The organism is Prevotella illustrans, from assembly GCF_017426725.1.
GTDB classification, from domain to species: Bacteria; Bacteroidota; Bacteroidia; order Bacteroidales; family Bacteroidaceae; genus Prevotella; species Prevotella illustrans.
The window spans coordinates 14,083-36,537 of record NZ_JAERMS010000024.1 but is presented as its reverse complement, the minus strand read 5'-3'; the positions used below and the strand labels follow the sequence as shown (position 1 = coordinate 36,537).

Below are 22,455 nucleotides of genomic sequence, written 5' to 3'. Positions count from 1 at the left end.
TGTTTTAATGGTTGTTGTTCTTGTTAAACTCGCGCAGCCTGATTCTTGTCAGCACCTGCTTGGTGTTATTGGTAAACTCGCTGGCCAGCATCCAGCTATAATAGCCCGAATCGCGATGAAGCACATCGGTCACAGCCCATCCCTTGTATTTTCCGAAGTTGAAAACCTCCTGCATTTGGCTCTTTCCGTCTTTGTCCAGAATAGGTTTGCCCTGCGCGTCTTTCATTTCTTTCCAGACGATACGTCCTGCAAAATCCACATTGTTATTATTCTTTGAGAACTCGTTCAGCACGTCCATGTTGTTGTCGAGCTGCCGCTCCGGTTCTTCTTGCCTGCCAGGGGCATACATGTCCAGTTCGCCCATCAAAACCTTGTAGGTCGCTTCCGTGTCCTGGTCGGCCCGATGAGCTTCAAAGTCTTCTTCCATTTTCCGTCCACAATAGAATTTATAGGCAGCCGCCAGATTTCTTTTTTCCATTTTGTGGAAAATTGTTTGCGCGTCGATAAGGCGGCATTTCGAGAAGTCAAAATCTATCCCGGCACGTAGGAATTCTTCTGCCAGTAGCGGTATGTCAAAGTGGTTTGAGTTAAATCCGGCGAAGTCACAGCCCTTGAACGTGCTTTCTAATTGGGCGGCCACGGCCTTGAAAGTTGGTGCCGTTGCGACGTCATCGTCATGAATCCCAGTCAGTTCGGCTACTTCGGCAGGGATTGCTTTCCCCGGATTGATAAGTAGATTGCCGCGCTCTTCCGTCTGGTTGGGGTATACCTTGATGTATGAGATTTGGATAATGCGATCAGATACGATATCCAGTCCTGTTGATTCCAAATCGAAAACAATCAGTGGCTTTGTTAAATTCAGTTTCATATTTCTTGATATCAAAAAAATAACCTCCCTGTGATAAGTCAGGGAGGCTGTTGGCTCTATAATAGACAATCTTAATCGTTCAACAGCATGGGCATGAGTAGCATCAGTACACTCTCCGTTCCATCCTCTTCGGCCGGAACGATGATGCCTGCCCGACTGGGATCTGCCAACTCAAATACAATGTCGTCGCATTCAAAATTGGAAAGAATATCCTGCAGCGATCCTCCTTTAAAGCCTATGCTCATTGGATTTCCCGTATAGTCGCAGACCATCTGTTCCTTTGCGCTTGTGTAGAAGTCAATATCTTCCGAACTGAGTTCCAGTTTATTAGTCTCCAGACGCAGGCGGATAAGCTGGCTGCTCTCGCTGGCGAAAGGCAATACGCGGCGCAATGCTCCGATGAGACCCTTGCGGTCGATTGTCATTTTATTGGGATTATTTTGTGGTATTACGGAGTTGTAGTTCGGATATTTCCCTTCGATCAGCCGGCATTTTAGCGTGCCGCCCTTGAAGCTTATTTCCGCCGTGCGCTCATCAAATTTGATGATGACTTCCTCATTGTCTTTGGCCAATGAGTTTTTAAGCAGCAGAGCGGGCTTCTTGGGAAGGATGAAAGAAGACGGTGAGTCAGACTTGATATTGAAGTTTTGATTTCTGACAAGTTTGTGTCCGTCACTCGCAACCACGGCCAGACAATCGGCTTTTAAGTCAAAATAGATACCATTCATCACAGGGCGCAATTCATCTTGCGCCGTGGCAAAAATACAGCGGCTGATGTTTTCGGCCAGTGTCGCAGACTCGATGGTCAATGCCGTGGCACTGTCGGGAATGGCTTGTGCTCGCGGATATTCATCAGCGTTCTGAGCCGTAAAATTATAAAGACCGTTCTGATAGATAACTTTTACAGAATAGGTGTTGGTGTCGATATCGAATGTGAGAGGTTGTTCGGGCAATTCCTTAACCGCGTCAAGAATGGTGTGGCTGGCAATTGCGAAATTACCGTCAGTGTCGCATTCGTCAAGCGTTATTTCGCTTTGCATGATATTTTCGCTGTCTGAAGCCGTGATTTTCAGCTGCCTGCCACTTACTTCGAAAAGGAAGCACTCCAAAATGGGGAGCGCGTTTTTGCTGTTGATTACTTTAGCCAGAGATTGCAAGCGGCTATTCAAGGCGCTGCTAGATAGTGTAAACCTCATATTGTTATATTTAAAGTTTTCAGTGATAATCAAGTACAAAAATACGAAATACAATTCTGAATCACAAAAAAAAGACCTAAAATGTTTCCTTTTTTAGAACAATTTTATTAATTTCGCAAACTGTAAGCGGTCATCTCCGCAGGTATGAAAACAAGATAATAAAGATATTATGGAATTACAAGGAAAAGTTATTGCTGTGCTCGAACCACGCCGCGGCATCTCTGCCCGAGGAGAATGGGTTGTTCAGAGTTTTGTTATTGAAACTCATGATGCCTATCCTAAGAAAATGGTGTTCGATGTATTTGGGGAAGACCGTCTCCAACGCTTTAATATTCAAGTCGCTCAAGAAATTAATGTCTCGTTCGACATCGACGCGCATGAGTATCAAGGTCGTTGGTTCAACAGCATTCGGGCCTTCGACGTTCGCCAAGTAGATCCCAATGCCGCCGTAACACCGCAGCCACAAGCGCCAAACTTTGGTCCGGCTCCTGCTCCTTCCGCGACTCCAATGCCACAACCGGGCCCTGCTCCGGAAGCGGGAAGTGCCGATGATTTACCTTTCTAAGCGATTAATGCCGTTTTAACGACGCCCTCTGTCTTCTTCAATGTTGACAGGAGGCGTCGTTTTTTATATCTTTGCCGGTTTCCTTTTTCTTGCGACATCAGTCATGTTTTCGGGCTCCCATCGGTACGGAGAATCCCAAAAGCAAATTGGTACACTTGCTGTTATTGCCAAAATACATATAGTCTGTAGCTAAAATCACAGGGCCGAGTTTCAATCCGATTCCCAATCCTTTGCCTCCACTTTGTATCATGGAGTAGGCCAGTGAAAAACCGATGGATCGATTTATTTTATAACCCGACGATAGGGTTAGCTCTGTTTGTGTAGTAAGCTGTGAGAAGCGTGTCGTAGAAAGCAGACCAAAACAGAATTTTGTATCTGGTAGTTGGTATTCTCCACCTAAAACAACCGTAGAATAAAGTGCTGTCGACCGTGCTTTGCCTTTCTTCTGCTTCACTTTAAGCATGTCGAAATCTGCGATTTGGCCATTGGTCATGATGTCTCTGAATGATTCGGCCTCGTCAAGATGCGTGTTATCGAATCTATATTTCTGAATGCTTGTAGTGGTAGCTGTGTGCGAACTGGCTTTGCTCCATGAGATAAAGCCTAAATCGAGTACGGCGGCAGAAAGCATAAGATTATCTATAGGTTTGTATGTTGCGCCCAGATCAAGTCCGAGTCCAAAGCCGGCAATACCAAACGAGCCGCCCCGTCCTATTCTTTTTACATATCCGTCGTCGTCTTTCAGTTCAAAACCTTTCATTGAGGCCTCTATCTCCGCTTCTACATCGATAGTGGCTTGGCCGTGTATCTGCTGTAGCGCTTCGTTGTCAATAGTCTCCCAGTCCGTACTCTGCGATGTGCCTGTGAGGTTGGTTTGGAGATTCAGCTTTCTGATATCCATTTTCAGATTGGCAGTGCCAAACAGTAGCTTCATCTTGCCGCCTATAGTTAACTTTTCATTGATGTTGCGGGCAAATCCAAGTCCGGTTTCTACATACGAGTTGGCAAATACTTTTGTGCCTCCCTGTTCGGCCATGTAGTTGGCCCAAGACTGTGTGCCCAGCCCACGGGCGTCCCTCATCGATTCAAAGACGCGATGGGGAATTGTGGCTTCCACATCATTCTTCATTGAGATATTCACGTTCCAGAAATTCTTGCCTTTGTACCAACCGAACGACAGCAGGTCGAGTGTCACGTTGGCCTGGAGCTTGTTTTCTGTTTTTAGGCGGTTATAAAAAGCGTTATCCGTATAGTAATCTGTGTCAGAGTTGTTTCCTATTATACGGACAATGTCTTTCGAACCTAATGAATTGGAACTTGCCGTTACTTCTGTACCACCTATTATCGGTATGTTGAAGTAACCTTGGTCGGGGCGTAGTGCCGGATTTAATTGGAGTCGATAGCCCAAACCATCTAATGTGTGCATGGAACGAATAAACTGCGCATGGCCGTAATAGGGCATCATGGAAAGTAAGAGTAGTGTTCCCCATGATTTTAAAGTCAAATAATTGGTTTTCATAAGTTTAGTTTTGATAATTAATTTAGTATAGAGTTAATTGTTTGATAACCAATAATGATGAATCTTCTTAATTTTTGCAAAGTTAATTAAAAATATTGGATAGTAAATTACTTATATCAAATAATAATGATTGGTTGGGCAAAAACGATAGCATGAAAGGTTGCCGGTCCAACACCCCCCTTATCCGTCATGTCCTTGCGTTTGCTTGGTTTGCTGCATGCCATATCCGAACAGCGCGAAGTCTCCTTTCAACGGATCATCGGGGAAAAACTTCTTGAGTTCTTTCGTAAGCGCTATAACAGTTTTCATGGTAGTGGATTTGTTGCGGATCAGATTCAGCCGGATGGCTTCTTGGAGTACGTGGGTGTCGAGCGGCATGAGCAGCGTTCGCTTGTCGATAAACGGCCATAATCCCAGGTCTACGGGCGAATGGTCGCGGACCATCCAGCGAAGAAACATGCAGATGCGTTTGCACGAGGAGGCCGCTGTATGAGGAATCAAGTGGCCTACATCCCACGACGCAAAATATTGAGTGATGACTTCGATGGCTTCCATGGCGGTAGTAACGCCCTTTGCTTGCAAGAATGCCCCTAAAGTCCGGTGTGTCTGAAAAAGCGAATGCAGGCCGTCAAAGAGCCGGTGAATATGATGGTAAGTTTGTAAACGATAGAATGTTACGTCAGAATCCGGAATGTTTACTTGATATTCTCCATTACTTATCCATTGATATAAATTGCCTTTGGCCATGTCGAACAACTGCTGTATCTTGGGCATGAAAAGTTTACGATTGCCATAGCTAAGGCAAGAAGCAATGAAAGCGGTCGTCTCTTGGTTGTCACCACCTTCCGCCCGGTGCATGAACCAACTGGGATCGCCCGGCAGAAAGTCGCTCGTTTCGTAGTGTTCGGCATAAACCGTAAGTTGTTTTTTGAGTTTACTGTCCATCTTGTAAGTTGACGAATAGATAGCGGAAAAAGCGTTATTCCATGCAGGTCACCGTTACGCCGTCAAAGTCTTTCACATATTCTGTAAGTCGTTCGATATGTTCGCCTCACTTCATTTTTATTTCCATGACGGTGGAGTAGGTGTCGGTTTTCCCCGTATGGATGCGTTCCTGATGGTAGGATATAATATCTAATGAGTCCCCTTGCAGATTACGCAACACACTTCGCGCACTCTCTTTCGAGGGCGCGTTGAACGATAGCTGTACGACGGTGGTCCCTACTTGAGGAATCATAAAGTGGAGTACCTCCAATCCGAAAAGAACCAGTGCCGTCGTGACGGCCGCGACCAAATACATACCCGTTCCGCATGCCATGCCGATGGCGGCTGTCACCCATAGACCTGCCGCGGTTGTCAGTCCCCTCACCATGTTCTTTTGAAAGATAATGATGCCGGCTCCAAGGAATCCGATACCTGAAACAACCTGAGCGGCAACCCGTGATGAATCTTTCAGTGCCTCGCTGAAGCCGTATTGCGAAATAATGGTGAACAACGCGCTGCCCATGGCAACCAGGAAATGCGTACGGAATCCTGCGTCTTTCGACCTATATTCACGTTCTATCCCGATAATACCTCCTAAAAGCAAGGCTATCACAAGCCTTATTGCCATATCTAATACCATAGAAAAAGTATTTACAGATTCATAAAACAATGAGATTCTTCGTATAATATTGTATTATACAAAGGTATAAAGAATATATGGATAAAGCAAATATCATTCCGCGCATATTCCTTGATAGATGTATTCTCCCAATCGCTTATTTTTATTTAAAAACTTAAAATTGTGAGGTATGCGCATTCACGATAGAATGAAAAGTAAAAATAGTTGAGAAAGAGCGGGTATTGAGACATAAATAATTCGGAAAAGTCTTTATCTTTTGCATAAAAAAGTGCCTTTTAAATTCACGAAACATATTCTTGGTCAAAAAACAGCCGTTTTTTCGCGAGTTTGCAAATGGCTGATAGCCAGCGTTTTATAATGATATGGCTCGAGAGAGCTTATCTTTGCGTTCTCATAGCAGCCCTTTTAGGTGCTAAAAGGGTAGCTTTTAGACGGTTGGAGCATAGCTTTTGCATCCCGAAAGCATTGCTTTCAGGACCCAAAAGGGCTGCGATGACGCAATAAAAGGGTATCTATTACGGGACAAAGGCTTTTGATCGGGACAATAAAAGACCTTTTTCAGGCTTTTTATCTGTTAATTGAAAGATTTTGAATGACCGTTTTCTGTGATATAAAATTTACAAAACCAAGGAGTAGGAGCAACTGTATTACCTTCATATCTATGATACAATTATTCATTAAACTATTATTTCTTTGATCTAGGGCTCACATTGAACTTCCATACTAGAGAGCACATAAAGTAACTTGGCAAACTATTATACCAGATCTCTGTTCTTCCTTGCTTGTTCATTTCATATTTGGTTGTTGATCTCTGATGAAGCAAATCATAACCTGTAATCTTGGCCAACAAAGCGCCATTCATAAAAGAACGATCCAAATGCATATTCCAAATCCATTCGGTAGTATTCATCATGGCACTATGATATCCTCGACGTCCATACATTCCAAAGTTTGAGCCGAACGAAAGTTTCCATGGAAGTTGCAATTCTGTCTCAAAGCCCAGTTTGTAGTTGCCTGCATGAATATTTTCAAACCCACTTCTACTACTGTTAATGTAATAGTAAGTACTATTGGCATGAAGTGTGAACTCACATTTCTCATTAGGTCTGAAATTCAGCTTAACATCAACACCATACTGCCAGTTGTTCACTACGCTTCTCATGATACCAGCGCTTACATCAGTTGTAGTCATGTCAACGTTATGGTCATAATCAACTGTAAGATGGTTGTCAAGTGTCCATTTTCGAGCACTATCAAGGGGTAAACTATAGTCAATCTGTCCGTTTATACGCCAATTTCCATTAACACTTACAGGTTGCATTGTAGCAACACCAGTCACAGTGTTATACAAAGTAGCAAACGCTATGTTATTGTCTGTTTTATTGTAATTTATCGAAGCATGCCACATTCGCTGTCCCCTTCCTTCATGCTTCAAGGAAAGCGATGCATTATATCTGTGAATATTCTTCAAATTTGGATTACCTGAAATCAAGAACAATGGATCTGAGTCATCACGATATTCTATCATGTTTACAAGATTAGGAATTTCTGATTTTATGCTTGCATTCAGTTCCCAGTTGTATGTTTGTCCCCAACGAAAATATGCTTCAGGTTCAAAGAATATGGTGTTTCTTTTTACATCTTTTCTGCCAGCTCTTACATAGAACATATTTTTATTCACCACTCGTAAAGGCATTCTGATGTAACCGTATTCAATATTAAGTTTATTAGCTCCAGATGCTGCATTGAGACACCATTCCAAAAATATTCTATGGTGATTCTGATATTCTGTGTACCAATAGCTATTATTGTTATCTCTCACTGCTAAGAGTGCATTCTTTGCTGATGGAAGTATATCATAGTGCAAACTATCGAATCCTACTAGTTTGTCAAGTCTGTATAGCTCATGGTTCGTTTTGTTATATTTAAAATTATAATCATATCCTGGTTGTAAACTCCATCCTGGCCAATTCCAATCATAACTGATGTTTCCTTTTACATCCAAATTATTGTTGTAAAGCTTCAGATAATTATTTCTAAAGTCGCGTGCATTGACCGTATTCATATATCGAAGATCATAGAGTGAAAAGTTGTCAGCATCTCGCTTGTTATACTGCACGCTAAATCCTGTACGCAATAAATCTACAACGCTTATATTGAAATTGTTTTCATTTGCAAATTTTATATTAAACTGCTCGTTGGTATGGGATATTTTTTCATTCAATTCATTCAACAAAGAGTTTCCTTCAGAATTTGAGGTAAAAGCTGATTTATATTTATCGTTATGCTTATACAAAATGTCAAGTGTAGAATGTGTACTATATTTACCATTTTGTTCATAATTAAATGCATTTTTACTATCAAATATAGTAGACTTATTAATAGTTCCATCTTGTGCATGTTGATAAATATTTTTACTTGGTAAATATACCTCTGCATTTTTCAACATTTGAATATCTTCGCCATTATGCGAAATAGTATTGCTTGTGCTAATCCATTTGAACATGTCACCACCAAAGAATTTTGCATAACTCACATTTGCGGTTCTATTAGTTTGTAATCCATTAGTATTTTCTTGTGGGGTCCATTGCCCTTGTATATTAGCAATTTGATTGTCATTAAGATTGTTGACGTTTGCAAAAGCTAATAACATCTCTTTCTGGGAATTTTTCATTCCAAAACCTTTCAGCGCAAATCTACCATTGGTACCAACACCGGATTCTGCATTACCGAATATAGTTGCATCGTATTCCTTTTTTAACTTTACATCCATGACGAGGCTCTGATCTCCCATATTACTCTGCATAAGGCGCGACATAGTTCCTAATCGCTTGTATACCTTAATCTTGTTAACAGTGTAAGATGGAAGATTTTCTAAAGCCATTTTGGGATTTCCTGTAAAGAAATCGCGTCCATTAAGCAACAAACTCTCAATTAATTTTCCATTAACATATATCTGTCCGTCTTTAGTTAATTGTGCTCCAGGTAAACGTGACACCAACGCATCAAGCATACTTCCTTCTGAAAGATTAAATGCATCAGCATTGTAAACAATAGTGTCTCCACTCATCATCATCTTGATTTTTGTTGCTTTCACTACAACATTAGGCAATTCAATGTAGTCGTGTTCCATCAAAATCGGCTTTGCAGATATATAAGACTGACGTGAACTTTTCAATTCAACGTCAGTGTAAGCGTCCTTATAGCCAGGCATCACTGCCTTAATGATATAACGGCCTATTTCCTTAATTTTATCATTGAATACATACCAAGCCTGTTTGTCTTGGAATGGGAATTGTGCTTCCTCAATAGTAGCAGTTGTCGTGTCAATCACAGCACTATCAGTATTCATCAGATAAATCTTCGCAGGTATGGCAACTCCATTCATTTTATCAGCAACACGCCCCTGAATGTTGTGACCAAAGTTTGCACCACACACATTAAGAAAACAAAAGAGTAGAAATACAGCAATTAATGTTAGTCTATTCATGGTAAAAAATAATGAGAGCGTCTCAAGTAGTTGTCTACAAGAGACACCATTAATTAATATTTAAGAAGTCTACTTCCTAGTCAGCCTAGCAGATAAGCCCAGCGAATTGTATATAACAGCAACACTCAGTCCTATCATTCTAAATACAAGTTGCATTATTAGCAGAGCAAAAGTTCCCTATCTGCTACTGCCCCAACGCTCCTCAATTGTTCACGCGTAAGCTAATCCTTGAAAGACTTTAGACTAGCACACGCAAATAAGACCATTAGAGAATGGCCAATATTTGCATTTACCACTCTTACCGTTCCAAGTACAATCCTGATTTTAATAGCTACAGCCTGAAGCACTACCACTAACAACAGTCTTCAATTGCTCACGTGTGAGCGAATTCTCTACTGATTTTAAATTAATTTTCTTCATTTTTCAGGCTTTTAATTAATATTATTTAAATAACTGATAAGTATACTACTGATTACTTATCTTTTATATTTTTGCAAAACTAGGGAGTCAAAATCATATATGAATAAAAGTCATTCGGCATCCTATACCGAGCGCCATGCGTTAGAGTAATTGCTCTGCCCGTTGCAAGTCTTCGGGCGTGTCGATTCCCACCGTTTCGATGTTCGTAATGCCCACTTTGATGCGATAGCCGTTTTGCAACCAACGTAATTGCTCCAGACTCTCGGCCAGTTCGAGTGGTGATTGTGGTAATTGTGTGATTTCACGAAGCACGTCTGTCTTGTAAGCGTAGATACCCAAATGCTTCAAAAAGGGGAATGATGTTAGCCATTCTGTTCTTTCTCTGCCACGGATAAAGGGAATGACGCTGCGCGAAAAGTACATGGCATAGTTGTCGTTGGTCATTACAATCTTGGGTGAATTGGGATTCTCAATAGCCTCGATGGTCTCAAAGGGTTTGCCGAGGGTGGCTATTTGTGTCGCGGAATCGTTGAAGCAGTCGCAAACCGCTTTTATTTGAGACGGCTGTATAAAGGGCTCGTCTCCCTGAATGTTGACGGCCACGTCGTATGGTCCATTGATTTTGTCGAGCGCTTCCCGAATGCGGTCGGTGCCACTACGGTGCTTATCGGACGTCATGACGGCTTTTCCACCAAAGGCTGTTACGCAATCAAAGATACGTTGGTCGTCGGTGGCCACGTAGGCGGCGTCGAGCGTGGCTGCCACTTGTTCGTAAACTCTTTGTATGACAGGCTTTCCACCCAGCAGGGCTAATGGTTTCCCGGGGAAGCGAGTCGACGCGTAACGCGCGGGGATTAATCCGATAAATTTCATTTACAATCAATTTTTTGCATTCTCTGCAAAAATACTAAAAAAAATACAAGTAATTTTGTTGGTATATGATATTTTATTAATTTTGAAGAATAAACTGATAAATACGAATAACATGAAACATATTATATTTCTGTTTTTTTTTACGCTCCTTTCTTATTCCGTTCAAGCTCAGAAAATATACCTTGGGTCATGTTATACTCACGATAAAGGAATGTATAAGGGCGAGATGTCGGGCGGCAAGCCTCATGGAAAGGGCAGCACGGTCTTTGCCAATGGCGATACGTTTGAGGGTGAGTATGTGAAAGGAAAGCGTCAGGGATACGGAATCTATACCTTTGCGGACGGCGAGAAGTATGAAGGTCAGTGGTTTCAAGACCAGCAACATGGGCGTGGAACTTACTATTTCATGAACAATAATAAATATGTGGGTCTTTGGTTTCGCGACTATCAGCAAGGTCAGGGCACCATGTACTACTATAATGGCGACAAGTATCAGGGCGCTTGGGTGAAGGACAAGCGCCAAGGTAAAGGCACCTACACCTATGCCAGCGGCGCTTATTACACAGGACAGTGGCAGGACGACCAGAAGAGTGGCAAGGGATTTTTCGACTGGGGCGACGGTACGACCTACGATGGGATGTGGGCCAATAATCTGCGGTCGGGCAAAGGAACCAACAAATACGCTGATGGCGACGTCTATACGGGTAATTGGATGGACGATATACAGAATGGCCGTGGCATTTACAGGTTTCAGAACGGCGATGTCTACGAAGGTGAATACATTCAGGGAGAGCGCACTGGCGAGGGCGTCTTCAAGTATGCCAAAGGCGATAAATATATCGGCCATTTTCTGGAGGGATGCAAGGACGGGCAAGGCACGTTGATGTGGGCGAATGGTGACGTCTATGTCGGACAATGGAAAAACGATCTGCAAAACGGCCGTGGCAAACTGACGAAAAAGAATGGAGACGTCTTTGATGGTGTCTTTACGAACGGACAGATTAATGGTGAAGTGATTATCCATTACGCTACAGGGGCTAAGTTCAAGGGCGTATATAAGAAAGGTAAGCGCAACGGCCAGGCTATAGAGGAAGACAAGGACGGCAACCGCTTTGAAGGTACTTATATTGACGATCGTAGAGAAGGACGCTTTGTGGAGAAAGACCGTAATGGCAAGGTGACGAAAAGTGGCCGTTATGAGAATGGTCGTAGATTTGAAGAATAATATTTGAGATATGGCTGATAAAAAGAAATTGGCTGATAAAGCCCTAAAAAAAACACCTCAACATATAGGTATCGTCAAGAACGACCCCTATCTGGAGGATTACGAAGACGCTATCCGTGGACGCCACGAACACGCGCTGTGGAAAATCTCTCAGCTTACGCAAGGAGGCAAAAAGTCGTTGGCCGATTTTGCCAATGGGTACAACTACTATGGCTTGCATAAAACGTCAAAGGGATGGGTGTTTAGAGAATGGGCACCCAACGCGACAAGCCTTTGTCTGGTAGGAGACTTCAACGGATGGACGGAGAATAGTCGTTTTCAGGCCAAGCGTATTGAAGGGACGGGCGACTGGGAATTGAAACTTTCGGAGAAAGCGATCAAGCATGGTGATTTATATAAAATGCACGTCACGTGGAATGGTGGCGCAGGAGAGCGTATACCGGCTTGGGCGACGCGCGTGGTTCAGGACGAGCAGACAAAGATTTTCTCTGCCCAGGTGTGGAATCCGGAGCCTTATGCGTGGCGTAAGAAGAAGTTTACGGCCAAGCGCGACCCACTACTGATTTATGAATGTCACGTGGGAATGGGTCAAGACGCCGAGCGAGTAGGCACTTATACGGAGTTTAAGGAGCAGGTTTTGCCTCGTGTGGTGAAGGATGGATATAACTGTATTCAGGTGATGGCCATTCAAGAACACCCTTATTATGGATCGTTTGGTTATCATGTCAGTTCGTTCTTTGCACCGTCAAGTCGCTTTGGAACGCCCGAGGAGCTGAAAGGCCTAATCGACGCGGCACATGAGGCCGGCGTGGCAGTGATTATGGATATCGTACATTCGCATGCCGTAAAGAACGAAGTAGAGGGTTTAGGCAATTTGGCGGGCGATCCCAACCAGTATTTTTATCCCGGCGACCGGCACGAACATCTGGCATGGGACAGCCTTTGCTTTGATTACGGCAAGGATGAGGTGATACATTTCCTGCTGTCGAACTGTAAATACTGGCTCGAAGAGTTTCATTTTGATGGTTTCCGCTTTGACGGCGTGACTTCCATGCTCTACTACAGCCACGGACTGGGTGAGGCTTTCTGTAATTATGGCGACTACTTCAATGGGCATGAGGACGATAACGCCATCTGTTATCTGACACTGGCCAACAAGTTAATACACGAAGTGAATCCACGGGCCTTTACGATTGCCGAGGAAGTAAGTGGCATGCCGGGACTGGCCGCTAAGTTTGAGGACGGCGGTTATGGTTTCGATTATCGCATGGCGATGAATATTCCGGACTTCTGGATTAAGACGATAAAGGAACTGAAAGATGAAGACTGGAAACCCAGTTCTATCTTCTGGGAGGTGAAAAACCGTAGGTCGGACGAGAAAACGATATCTTATTGCGAAAGCCACGATCAGGCATTGGTGGGTGATAAGACGATTATCTTCAGACTGATTGACGCCGATATGTATTGGCACTTCAAGAAAGGCGACGAAAACGGAGTGGTTCATCGCGGCATTGCCTTGCATAAGATGATTCGGTTGGCAACGCTGGGGGCTATCAATGGCGGTTATCTCAACTTCATGGGTAATGAGTTTGGACATCCGGAATGGATTGACTTCCCACGCGAAGGCAATGGCTGGAGTCATAAATACGCACGCCGACAATGGAATCTGGTAGATAATATGGACTTGGACTATCATTATCTGGGCGATTTTGACCGTGATATGCTGGCTGTTGTCAAATCGGAAAAGAAATTCAACAGCACGCCTGTCACCGAAATATGGCATGACGATGGCGATCAAGTTTTGGCGTTTATGCGTGGCGACTTGCTTTTCGTCTTTAATTTCTCGCCTTCGCGCTCGTTTACGGATTATGGATTCTTAGTGCCTATCGGTAGTTACGAGGTCGTACTCAATACCGATAACAAGGCGTATGGCGGCAATGGATTCGCTGATGACACATTGACGCATCTGACGAATTATGATCCGCTTTACGTGGAACAGCGTAAGGAATGGCTTAAACTCTATTTGCCGGCCCGCTCCGCGGTAGTTCTTCGGAAGATTTAATTTGACACAAGCAGATCATGATATCTAAAACCACGAATAGCACATTTGCCATCAAGGTGATTTGTGCTATTTTATTTATTCTGTTTTCCTTCTGTTACCTGTATTATTATCAGGCAGATTTGATCGCGATGGCACAACATGTGCTCTCGGGTGGAAAGACGTGTTATAACAGGTTGATTGGCGCAATACTCATAACAGCCGTGTTGTGGAGCCTGCAGTTGGGCCTTCAGTCGTTGGCATTGATACCTAAACGGTTTTACGCGGTTACTTATTTTCCCTCCTTACTGATCCTGACGATCCTGACAGATATTAGTCCGGATATTGATAAAAAGTTCTCGTTTGGGGCCTGGCTATGGGTATTCCCCACTCTGCTGTTACTATATGGCGGTGTTATCCGGTTACTGAACCGTTTGTATAAGATGGAAGGAAAGACGCGTCAGAATAACATTTTCGGGAACCTATGGCCCAATTTCAGCCTGTTTTTCATCATGTTTGTGTTGGGTTGTACTTTCAGCAATCATAACGATGTGTTCCATTACAGAATGAAAGTGGAGCAAAAGCTGATAGAAGGTGACTTTAAAGCAGCGGCGGAAGTGGGAAAACAGTCAATACATACAGATTCGAGCCTGACGATGTTACGAATTTATGATTTATCCGTTTTGGGCAAGTTAGGAGAGCAGTTGTTTGAATATCCTCTGGTAGGGCATGCTGAGGCCATGTTGCCAAACGGTAGTTCGGTGAAGATGATGTTCGCGTCGGAGAGAGCATTGTATAGACATCTTGGGGTGTGGATCAAGGAGAAAGTGGATATTTACAGCTATCTGAGATTCCTGAAACAGCGTAATCGAGCAACAAGAGCGGCTCACGATTATGAACTTTGTGCCTATCTTTTAGATAAAAAACTAACTCTGTTTGCCAAGGCTCTTGAAAAGTATTACCCGCTGGACGAGCATTTGCCGAAGCATTATAAGGAGGCTTTGATTCTGATGAGTCATAAGATGTCGAATCCTACCCTGCAATATCATGAGAATGTGATGGAAGCCGACTTTGCGGATTTCAAGACTTTGGAGCGGAAATATACGAATCCACAGGAGCGTTATGCGATTTTGGCCGACTCCTATGGTACTACTTATTGGTTCTATTATCTGTATCACTAACACACGGTGATACGGATAATGGGCTGCTTTTATTTTGTGAGTTTTTTAAGACGTCGTTTGGCTTCGGGCAAATCCGGGCAGAGCTGAAGCGCTTTTTTATAGTTTCGGATAGCTGCTTCCTTAAAATTCTCTTTCTCGCAGTCTCTTCCCATCATGACATATTCTACAGCTAATTCTTTCAGAAAACGATCACGGCTTTTGATTTCTTCCTGAAGTTGATCGATTTGCAGATGAAGCCGATTGACAATATTGAGTTTTCGGCGGATAAGGCGGCGAGGAGCAGGCTTCTCTATATCGTAACGGCTATGGATGGCCAGAAAGAAATGGTCGAGTGCGGCTTGCATGTCGCCTTTGTCAAATGCGTGGATAGCGTCGTAGTATTCGCGATCGGCCTTGCTTTGTTTCAGTGCGGTATCAATGATTTCTTGGTTGTTGTAAGTGCGGGCGAAGTTGACGACATCGTTTCTTACAAAGACATCTTCCTTGCGGATATGTTCCTGTAGGCTGATACCTTGGAGTGAGGTGCAGCGTGATAGCGCGACATAGGTTTGGCCTCCCGCAAAGACGCCTCCCGTGAAATCAATCTTTACCTGATTAAAGGTAAGCCCCTGGCTTTTATGGACCGTGATGGCCCAAGCAAGACGTAATGGGAATTGGCGATAGGTGCCGATCTCTGTTTCTTCAATCTTCTTTTCTTTCTCGTTGAAGGTGTATTTGACGTTGCTCCAGATCTCGTGTTCAACGTCAACTTCATTCCCACTCTCGGTCACGACATAGATGTGGCCATTGATGGCGTCGTCAAGCCCGATGATCGTTCCCAGTGTTCCATTTACCCAACGCTTCTCACGGTCGTTCTTGATGAACAGAATCTGTGCGCCGACTTTCAATTCCAGTTCCAGTGGGGTAGGAAGACTGTTTTCCGGGAATTCCCCTTCGATAATACCGAAAAAGGTCATGGCCTCTCCTTCCAGTTGTTTCAGTTTATCGTTGTTGATATAATCCACCGTGTCCCGTCGCGTGGAAAGCGTGATGGCGAGTTTGCCTTTTTCCTGTCCGAGGTCGGCTCCTACCTGTTGATTAAGGGTAATGAGGTCGTCGTTGGTGACCTGAGAGGTGCGGATATGGTCGAGCAGAGTGATAAAAGTGGTGTCGGTCTGGCGATAAACTTTCTTTAATTCTATCGAGACGAGTTTCATCTCCTTGAACACTTTGGCGTCGAAAAAGTATTTCGAAGCATAGTAAGGCTGTAGTAATTGGCGCTCCTCTTCTTTAAGTACGGGTTCGAGTTGATAGACATCGCCGACAAAGAGCATTTGCTTACCACCGAACGGCTCACGCATATTGTGATTGTAAATGCGCAAAATTTTATCGATGAAGTCGATAATATCGGAACGTACCATACTGATTTCATCAAAAATGAAGAGTTGGACGTCTTGTAACAACTTTATTTTCTCGGCATTATACTTCATTGTATTTCTGATGTGCCGAGGAGAATATCTGTCGTCGTTAGGGAGTAAAGGATAAAAAGGTATTTTGAAAAAGCTATGAAGCGTAGAGCCTCCGGCGTTAATGGCCGCAATGCCTGTAGGCGCAAGTACTACATGTTTTTTATTGGTGTTGCTTGCGATGTAGCGCAGGAATGTCGATTTACCCGTCCCCGCTTTTCCGGTGAGGAAAAGTGAGTGACGGGTAAATCGGATAATTTGAAGCGCGTTTTGCAGCTCCGCGTTATTCAAGTCTATATTGGTATCTTGATTTTCGATGATTACAGATTGTCAAAATTCACGGTTTCTTCATGAGGTTTCTTCTTTGGCTCTGTAGCCTTGGAAGCATTGTTTTCTTCATGAACTTTCTTTGCGCCTTCTATTGGCGTGATAATCGGATTGCCATCTTTGTCAAGCAAAATTTCTTCACTGTGGGAGAGACTGTCGTTGGCAGTGGTGTCTACCCGAGCTTGTGGATAATAGCTTGCGCAGTTGTACATATCTCCGGTAATGTCTGACTGGTTGGGCTTGTCAAACTTACCATGATATTTCTTGAATTCGGGATTGCTTAAGACGGCTTGAAGAAAGTAGCCGCAGATGGGGAGAGCAGTGCGGGAACCTTGTCCTAAAGCTCCGGTACGGAAATGAATGCTTCTGTATTCGCCACCTACCCATGCGCCGCAGACAAGACGGGGACTGACAGCCATAAACCATGCGTCGGAATGGTTGTTGCTGGTTCCGGTCTTTCCTCCAAACTCGGTATCACGGAAATTGCTTACGTAACCCCAAAGTGACATAGACGTGCCCCCAGGTTCACGCATGCCGCCTTGCAGTAGTTGCTGCACGAGGAAGGCGCTCTTATATGGGATCACTTGCTCAGACTTTTGGGGCGCTACATAAACTTCATTGCCATTTTTGTCGACGATACGCGTAATAAGCACAGGAGCGTGATGTTTACCGTTATCTGCGGGTACACAATAGGCATTAACCATTTCCAGCAGATTCACGTCGCTGGAGCCAAGGGCCAAAGACGGAGTCTCATCCAATGAGCTGTTGACGCCCATCTTATGCGCGGTCTCAGCTATACGCTTGATACCCATCTCTTGTCCCAGACGCACGGCCACCGAATTTATACTCTTGGCAAATGCGCTTTTCAGTGGCATGGAGTCGCCTGTGAAGTAGCCGTTTGCATTGGTGGGTGTCCAAGTTACTTCTTTCCGCAGCTTCTTGTCGTAAACTTGCATGGAGATATATTCGTCCCGGCGCTTGTCGCAAGGGGTGAGACCCTGGTTCATCGCTTCTGTATAGACGAACAATTTGAATGTAGAGCCTGGTTGGCGCATGGCAGTCACTTTATCATACTTCCATGTGGTAAAATCTATATCTCCAACCCAGGCTTTCACTTGGCCGGTTTGCGGTTCCATAGCAACAAAAGCGCAGTGCATGAAACTGGTCATGTACTTGATAGAGTCTTCGGAAGTCATCTCCTTGGTAACGATTCCTTTATCATAATCGAATACTTTTACAGGATGTTTCCATTCTTTGTAATAGTATCGGATAGAATCGGGATCATTAGGATATTTGGCTTGCAGAGCTTTATAGAACGGTTGGCGCTCGGCAATTTGCTGAATAAAGTTGGGAATCACTTGGTGGTTTTCATCCTGCCAAGGCTCTTGTGTCATCCAGTTTGTCGCACGATTTCGATAGATTCCCCAATGGTTGTTGAAGTTTTGTTGAACCAACTTCATCTGTTTGCGGGCCGCATCTTCGGCATACTTCTGCATGCGAGTGTCTATTGTCGTATAAATTTTCAGGCCACTGCTATACAAGTCATATCCCGTTTCTTCAAGCCAGCCTGTATCTTTCAGATACTGGGCAATAGCCTCACGGAAGTACATGGCTTGGCCATCGTAGTTCTCTTCTATCTTATAGTCAAGGGTTATAGGCTTTTGTGAAAGAGTATCATATTCTGCGCGACTTAAATCGCCGTGGGTAACCATATTATGGAGAACGGTGTTTCGTCGGGCAAGACTATGTTCATAGTTACTCTTGGGATTGTAATAGGTTGTTGCTTTGAGCATACCGACTAATACGGCGGCTTGTTCTGTTGTCAGATCTTTAGGAGAAACGTTGAAGTATGTTTTCGCGGCGGTTTTAATGCCATAGGCGTTGGAACCAAAATCAACGGTATTGGCATACATCGTCAGAATTTCCTTTTTGCTGAATATTGTCTCAAGTTTAGTGGCGATAATCCATTCTTTACTTTTAATGATAAGGATCTTCAAACCGGGAATCTTGCCAAGGAGTCCTGTGGAGTAGTGGGTGCGTACTCGGAACATGTTTTTGGCCAATTGCTGTGTGATGGTAGACGCGCCACGACTGTCATGACGCAGGATCGCGTCTTTGGCAGCCCCGATAAGTCCAATGGGATCAATGCCGAAATGGCTGTAAAATCGTTCATCTTCAGTGTCGATGAGGGCCTTAAAGAATGCAGGATTGACATCTTCATATTTTACGGGTGTTCGGTTTTCGTTGAAAAATTTACCAATGAGCTTGCCGTCTGCACTGTATATCTCGGAGGCTTGAGAAGTTTGGGGATCACGAATGCCGGAGAAATAGCCCGGACTTTTACCAAAAAGCCAAAGGAAGTTCATATCTACCATGCCAAGATAGATAATCAACAAAAGAATAAATGAAACTATGGCGGTAACGGTCTTTATGTACCAAGGACTGTTTTGATAAAGTTTTTTATACCAACACCAGAAAGTTTTGAGCTTTCTCATGCACTCGCTGAAAAATCTTTTTATCTTGTTCATAAGAGCATATTGTTTTTACAAAATTACGAAATAACTCCTTTAGCACAATGATGCGTCTATGTAATTTATAATTTCTTTAATATTGTCGGGATGAAACCATTGGATATCCGAATCTTTTTTAAACCAAGTGAGTTGCTTGCGCATGTATCGTCTGGTATTAGATTGTATCTGTCGGATGGCTTCTTCTTTTGAAATATCACCGTCAAGATACTTAAACATCTCTTTATAACCGACTGTATTTAAGGAATTTAAATTACGGAGATGGTATAATTGTCTTGCTTCGTCCTCCAAACCTTGATCAAGCATGTTGAGTACGCGTAGATTAATGCGGGTATACAATTCGTCACGGTCTCGGTTTAATCCTATCTTACATATCTTGAAAGGGCGTTGTTTGGTCGTGTTCGTTCTAAAAGATGAATAGGGTTTACCTGTCATGTGGCATATTTCCAAAGCATGAACGACGCGTCTGGGGTTGCGTTTGTCAACTTCATTCCAATGGATTGGATCCAATTGCTTCAATTCTTCAACCATGGCCGTGAGACCTTCTGTCTCAAGACGTTGTTTCATCAAGGCTCGTGTGGCAGAATCTATTGTAGGAATATCATCAATTCCCTTGCATACTGCGTCGATATACATCATGCTTCCACCGGTCAGCAAGCATGAAGAATGTTTTTCGAATAATTCTTTCAGAAGATTTAAGACCTCTTCTTCGTATAAAGAAGCGCTGTAATAATCTGTTAATTGGTGGTTTCCTACAAAATAATGGGGGACGATTGCTTGTTGTTGTGGCGTGGGAGCTGCTGTTCCGATAGGTATTTCCGCGAAAATCTGGCGGGAGTCAGCATTTATTATCGGTGTGTTTAGGTGTTGGGCAATAGCTAAACAAGTTTCTGTTTTGCCAACACCGGTCGGACCTAATACAACAAAAAGAGTTTTCACGATAAAATGTCGCTTGCTGATATATAAGAAGCGAGGTGTTATCGAATAATACCTCGCTTAGAACCGGATACAAAATCGATGATATATTGTATCTCTGGGGTTATTGTTAAGTTCCTCTTGATTTCTTCTATACCTTCGGCAAGGACTCCCTTGTTGTATAAAAGCCTGTAAGCTTCATGAATAAGAGATATGAGTTCGTTGTCGAATCCATAGCGACGAAGTCCTACAAGATTAACCCCGGCATATCGGGTTGGTTCCTTCCCCGCAATAATATAAGGTGGGATATCTTGCGAAAAACGGCAGCCTCCCTGAATCATGACCAAGCTTCCGATATGGCAGAATTGATGAGTGAGAACGGCTGCGCTTATGATAGCGTTGTCGTCAATGGTTACTTCTCCGGCAAATTTTGTCGAGTTGCCGATAATGCAATTATTTCCAACAAGACAGTCGTGGGCAATATGCATATTTTCCATTAAGAGATTGTTGTTTCCTACAATCGTCATACCTTTTGAGGCAGTACCTCTTGAGATTGTAACATTTTCGCGAATACTGTTATTGTCACCAACTTGGCATGTTGTTTCTTCTCCCTTGAATTTCAAATCCTGTGGCTTTGTAGAGATACTGGCCCCAGGGAAGATTTCATTATTGCTGCCTATTCTGGCTCCAAAGTTTATCGTAACACTATTCTGGAGGTTATTATTGTCTCCCAGAATGGTGTTATCATCAATAAAACAAAACGGACCAATAATATTGTTATCACCAAGTTTTGCGTTAGGGTGTACAAACGCTAACGGGCTGATTGTATTCATAAGTATATATTCTTTTCTCGTATTATTTGTTTCTCACAATCTGAGCTGTGAAGGTCGCTTCAGAAACAACATGGTCGCCGACAAAAAGATAACCTTTCATGGAGCTGATTCCATGGCGTACGGGCTGTAGCAATTCTACCCTGAACAGCAGCGTATCACCAGGAACAACCTTTTGACGGAATTTTACGTCATCAATTTTAATAAAATAGGTCGACCAACGCTCCGGATCTTCGAGTTGGTTCAAAACCAACAGGCCACCGCATTGTGCCATTGCTTCTATTTGCAGAACACCAGGCATAACCGGTTCTTCTGGAAAATGCCCTTGGAAGAAAGGTTCGTTTGCCGTTATATTCTTCACGCCTACAATACTTGTTGATCCCATAGCTATGATCTTATCAACCAACTGCATGGGGTAGCGGTGTGGTAGCAACTGCCTGATGCGGATATTATCCATGATGGGTTCATCATTGGGATCATAAATAGGGGCCTGCACTTCATGTTTGCGAATCTCCTTGCGCATTTGACGTGCAAACTTGTTGTTGATTGTATGTCCCGGACGTGTAGCTACAATGCGTCCTTTGATAGGTTTCCCAATCAAGGCCATGTCACCAATGATATCCAATAGCTTATGGCGTGTGCATTCGTTTTCCCACAAAAGCGGCTTGTGCTGTATGTAACCAATCTTCTTTGCGTCCATGTGGGGAACTTTTAGAATATCTGCCAATTGGTCAAGCTTTTCTTGTGTAACTTCTTTCTCGTAAATAACAATAGCATTGTCTAAATCGCCTCCCTTTATCAGGTTTGCTTCAAGCAGAGGAACGATGTCACGAACGAAGACGAAAGTTCTGGCAGGCGCTATTTCGTCAGTAAAATTAGCGATATCATCCAATGTCGCGAACTGGCTGTTGATGAATTTAGACTGGAAAGAGCACATTGCCGTAATCGAGAAATTATCATCCGGCAAAATGGTGATACACGAGCCGGACTGCTCGTCTTTGATTTCTATCTTCTTTCGAATGATATAATAATCCTTTTCGGCGTTTTGTTCCTCAATGCCAACCTCGTGTATCTTGTTTACGTACATCGCTGCCGATCCATCTAATATGGGAAATTCAGGGCCATTGACTTGAATCATACAGTTGTCTATACCCAATGCGTAAAGGGCGGACATGCCATGCTCGATCGTACCGATGCGGACATTATTCTTTGATAAGACAGTTCCCCGTTGTGTATCAACAACGTTTTCAGCAATAGCGTCAATGGTGGGTTGGCCTTCTAAATCGATACGTTGAATCTTATATCCTGTATTTTCAGAAGCAGGATTAAACGTAACGGTAAGGCTTAAACCTGTATGCAGTCCCTTACCAAAAAGAGAGAAGCTACCTTTGAGTGTCTTTTGTTTAGACAT

The 22,455-nt window shown here is 43.4% G+C and carries 15 protein-coding genes and 1 pseudogene; 4 read left to right on the top strand and 12 right to left on the bottom strand.

Features of this window, described 5'->3' with window-relative positions; genetic code table 11:
• Positions 1–4: 4 nt before the first annotated feature.
• Together JHU38_RS08135 and dnaN are read right to left on the bottom strand one after the other, a co-directional pair.
• Entirely contained in the window at positions 5–868 is an 864-nt protein-coding gene (locus JHU38_RS08135; RefSeq protein WP_107582703.1) for a 3'-5' exonuclease, read from the bottom strand.
• A 71-nt stretch (positions 869–939) separates the two neighbouring features.
• Positions 940–2,064 carry a DNA polymerase III subunit beta gene (gene dnaN, locus JHU38_RS08130; RefSeq protein ID WP_107582701.1) on the bottom strand — a complete coding sequence of 375 codons (1,125 nt, stop codon included), beginning with the start codon at positions 2,062–2,064 and terminating at the stop codon, positions 940–942.
• A 169-nt stretch (positions 2,065–2,233) separates the two neighbouring features.
• On the opposite strand from dnaN, the gene JHU38_RS08125 reads away from it, so the two are divergent.
• Entirely contained in the window at positions 2,234–2,629 is a 396-nt protein-coding gene (locus JHU38_RS08125; RefSeq protein WP_107582699.1) for a DUF3127 domain-containing protein, read from the top strand.
• 97 nt (positions 2,630–2,726) lie between these two features.
• Here the strand turns inward: JHU38_RS08125 and JHU38_RS08120 are convergent, their stop codons facing one another.
• The 5 genes and pseudogenes from JHU38_RS08120 to kdsB all read right to left on the bottom strand — a co-directional run bounded on the left by JHU38_RS08120 (position 2,727) and on the right by kdsB (position 10,555).
• Positions 2,727–4,148, bottom strand: coding sequence for a DUF5723 family protein (locus JHU38_RS08120; RefSeq protein ID WP_232369893.1), 1,422 nt, complete (start codon positions 4,146–4,148; stop codon positions 2,727–2,729).
• Positions 4,149–4,328: 180 nt separating this feature from the next.
• A complete protein-coding gene (locus JHU38_RS08115; RefSeq protein WP_107582697.1) occupies positions 4,329–5,093 on the bottom strand; it encodes a TIGR02757 family protein in 765 nt (254 codons plus the stop codon).
• 34 nt (positions 5,094–5,127) lie between these two features.
• Positions 5,128–5,772 (bottom strand): annotated as a pseudogene (locus tag JHU38_RS08110) (MgtC/SapB family protein).
• Between the two features lie 685 nt (positions 5,773–6,457).
• Complete coding sequence (locus tag JHU38_RS08105; protein ID WP_107582695.1) at positions 6,458–9,262, bottom strand: outer membrane beta-barrel protein; 2,805 nt, start codon at positions 9,260–9,262, stop codon at positions 6,458–6,460.
• Positions 9,263–9,823: 561 nt separating this feature from the next.
• Positions 9,824–10,555 (bottom strand): 3-deoxy-manno-octulosonate cytidylyltransferase, encoded by a 732-nt coding sequence (gene kdsB, locus JHU38_RS08100; protein WP_107582693.1) that lies wholly within the window; start codon positions 10,553–10,555, stop codon positions 9,824–9,826.
• 112 nt (positions 10,556–10,667) lie between these two features.
• Between kdsB and JHU38_RS08095 the strand changes: the two genes are divergently transcribed.
• Genes JHU38_RS08095 through JHU38_RS08085 form a run of 3 tightly spaced genes read left to right on the top strand, consistent with a single transcriptional unit; the run spans position 10,668 to position 14,999 of the window.
• The gene (locus JHU38_RS08095; RefSeq protein ID WP_107583178.1) at positions 10,668–11,780 is read left to right on the top strand and encodes an MORN repeat-containing protein; all 1,113 of its coding nucleotides are present in this window, start codon (positions 10,668–10,670) and stop codon (positions 11,778–11,780) included.
• A 10-nt stretch (positions 11,781–11,790) separates the two neighbouring features.
• Positions 11,791–13,842: an alpha amylase C-terminal domain-containing protein gene (locus JHU38_RS08090; RefSeq protein WP_107582691.1), complete on the top strand. Its 2,052-nt coding sequence runs from the start codon at positions 11,791–11,793 to the stop codon at positions 13,840–13,842.
• A gap of 17 nt (positions 13,843–13,859) precedes the next feature.
• The gene (locus JHU38_RS08085; RefSeq protein ID WP_107582689.1) at positions 13,860–14,999 is read left to right on the top strand and encodes a DUF6057 family protein; all 1,140 of its coding nucleotides are present in this window, start codon (positions 13,860–13,862) and stop codon (positions 14,997–14,999) included.
• 29 nt (positions 15,000–15,028) lie between these two features.
• Here the strand turns inward: JHU38_RS08085 and JHU38_RS08080 are convergent, their stop codons facing one another.
• From JHU38_RS08080 to JHU38_RS08060, 5 genes are read right to left on the bottom strand one after another with little or no spacing between them, the layout of a single operon-like run.
• Complete coding sequence (locus JHU38_RS08080) at positions 15,029–16,741, bottom strand: AAA family ATPase (RefSeq protein ID WP_233246628.1); 1,713 nt, start codon at positions 16,739–16,741, stop codon at positions 15,029–15,031.
• A gap of 23 nt (positions 16,742–16,764) precedes the next feature.
• Positions 16,765–19,299 (bottom strand): transglycosylase domain-containing protein, encoded by a 2,535-nt coding sequence (locus tag JHU38_RS08075; protein ID WP_107582687.1) that lies wholly within the window; start codon positions 19,297–19,299, stop codon positions 16,765–16,767.
• Between the two features lie 39 nt (positions 19,300–19,338).
• A complete protein-coding gene (gene miaA, locus JHU38_RS08070) occupies positions 19,339–20,238 on the bottom strand; it encodes a tRNA (adenosine(37)-N6)-dimethylallyltransferase MiaA (RefSeq protein ID WP_107582686.1) in 900 nt (299 codons plus the stop codon).
• Positions 20,239–20,276: 38 nt separating this feature from the next.
• A complete protein-coding gene (lpxA, locus tag JHU38_RS08065) occupies positions 20,277–21,047 on the bottom strand; it encodes an acyl-ACP--UDP-N-acetylglucosamine O-acyltransferase (RefSeq protein WP_107582685.1) in 771 nt (256 codons plus the stop codon).
• A 22-nt stretch (positions 21,048–21,069) separates the two neighbouring features.
• Positions 21,070–22,455, bottom strand: coding sequence for a bifunctional UDP-3-O-[3-hydroxymyristoyl] N-acetylglucosamine deacetylase/3-hydroxyacyl-ACP dehydratase (locus JHU38_RS08060; RefSeq protein WP_107582684.1), 1,386 nt, complete (start codon positions 22,453–22,455; stop codon positions 21,070–21,072).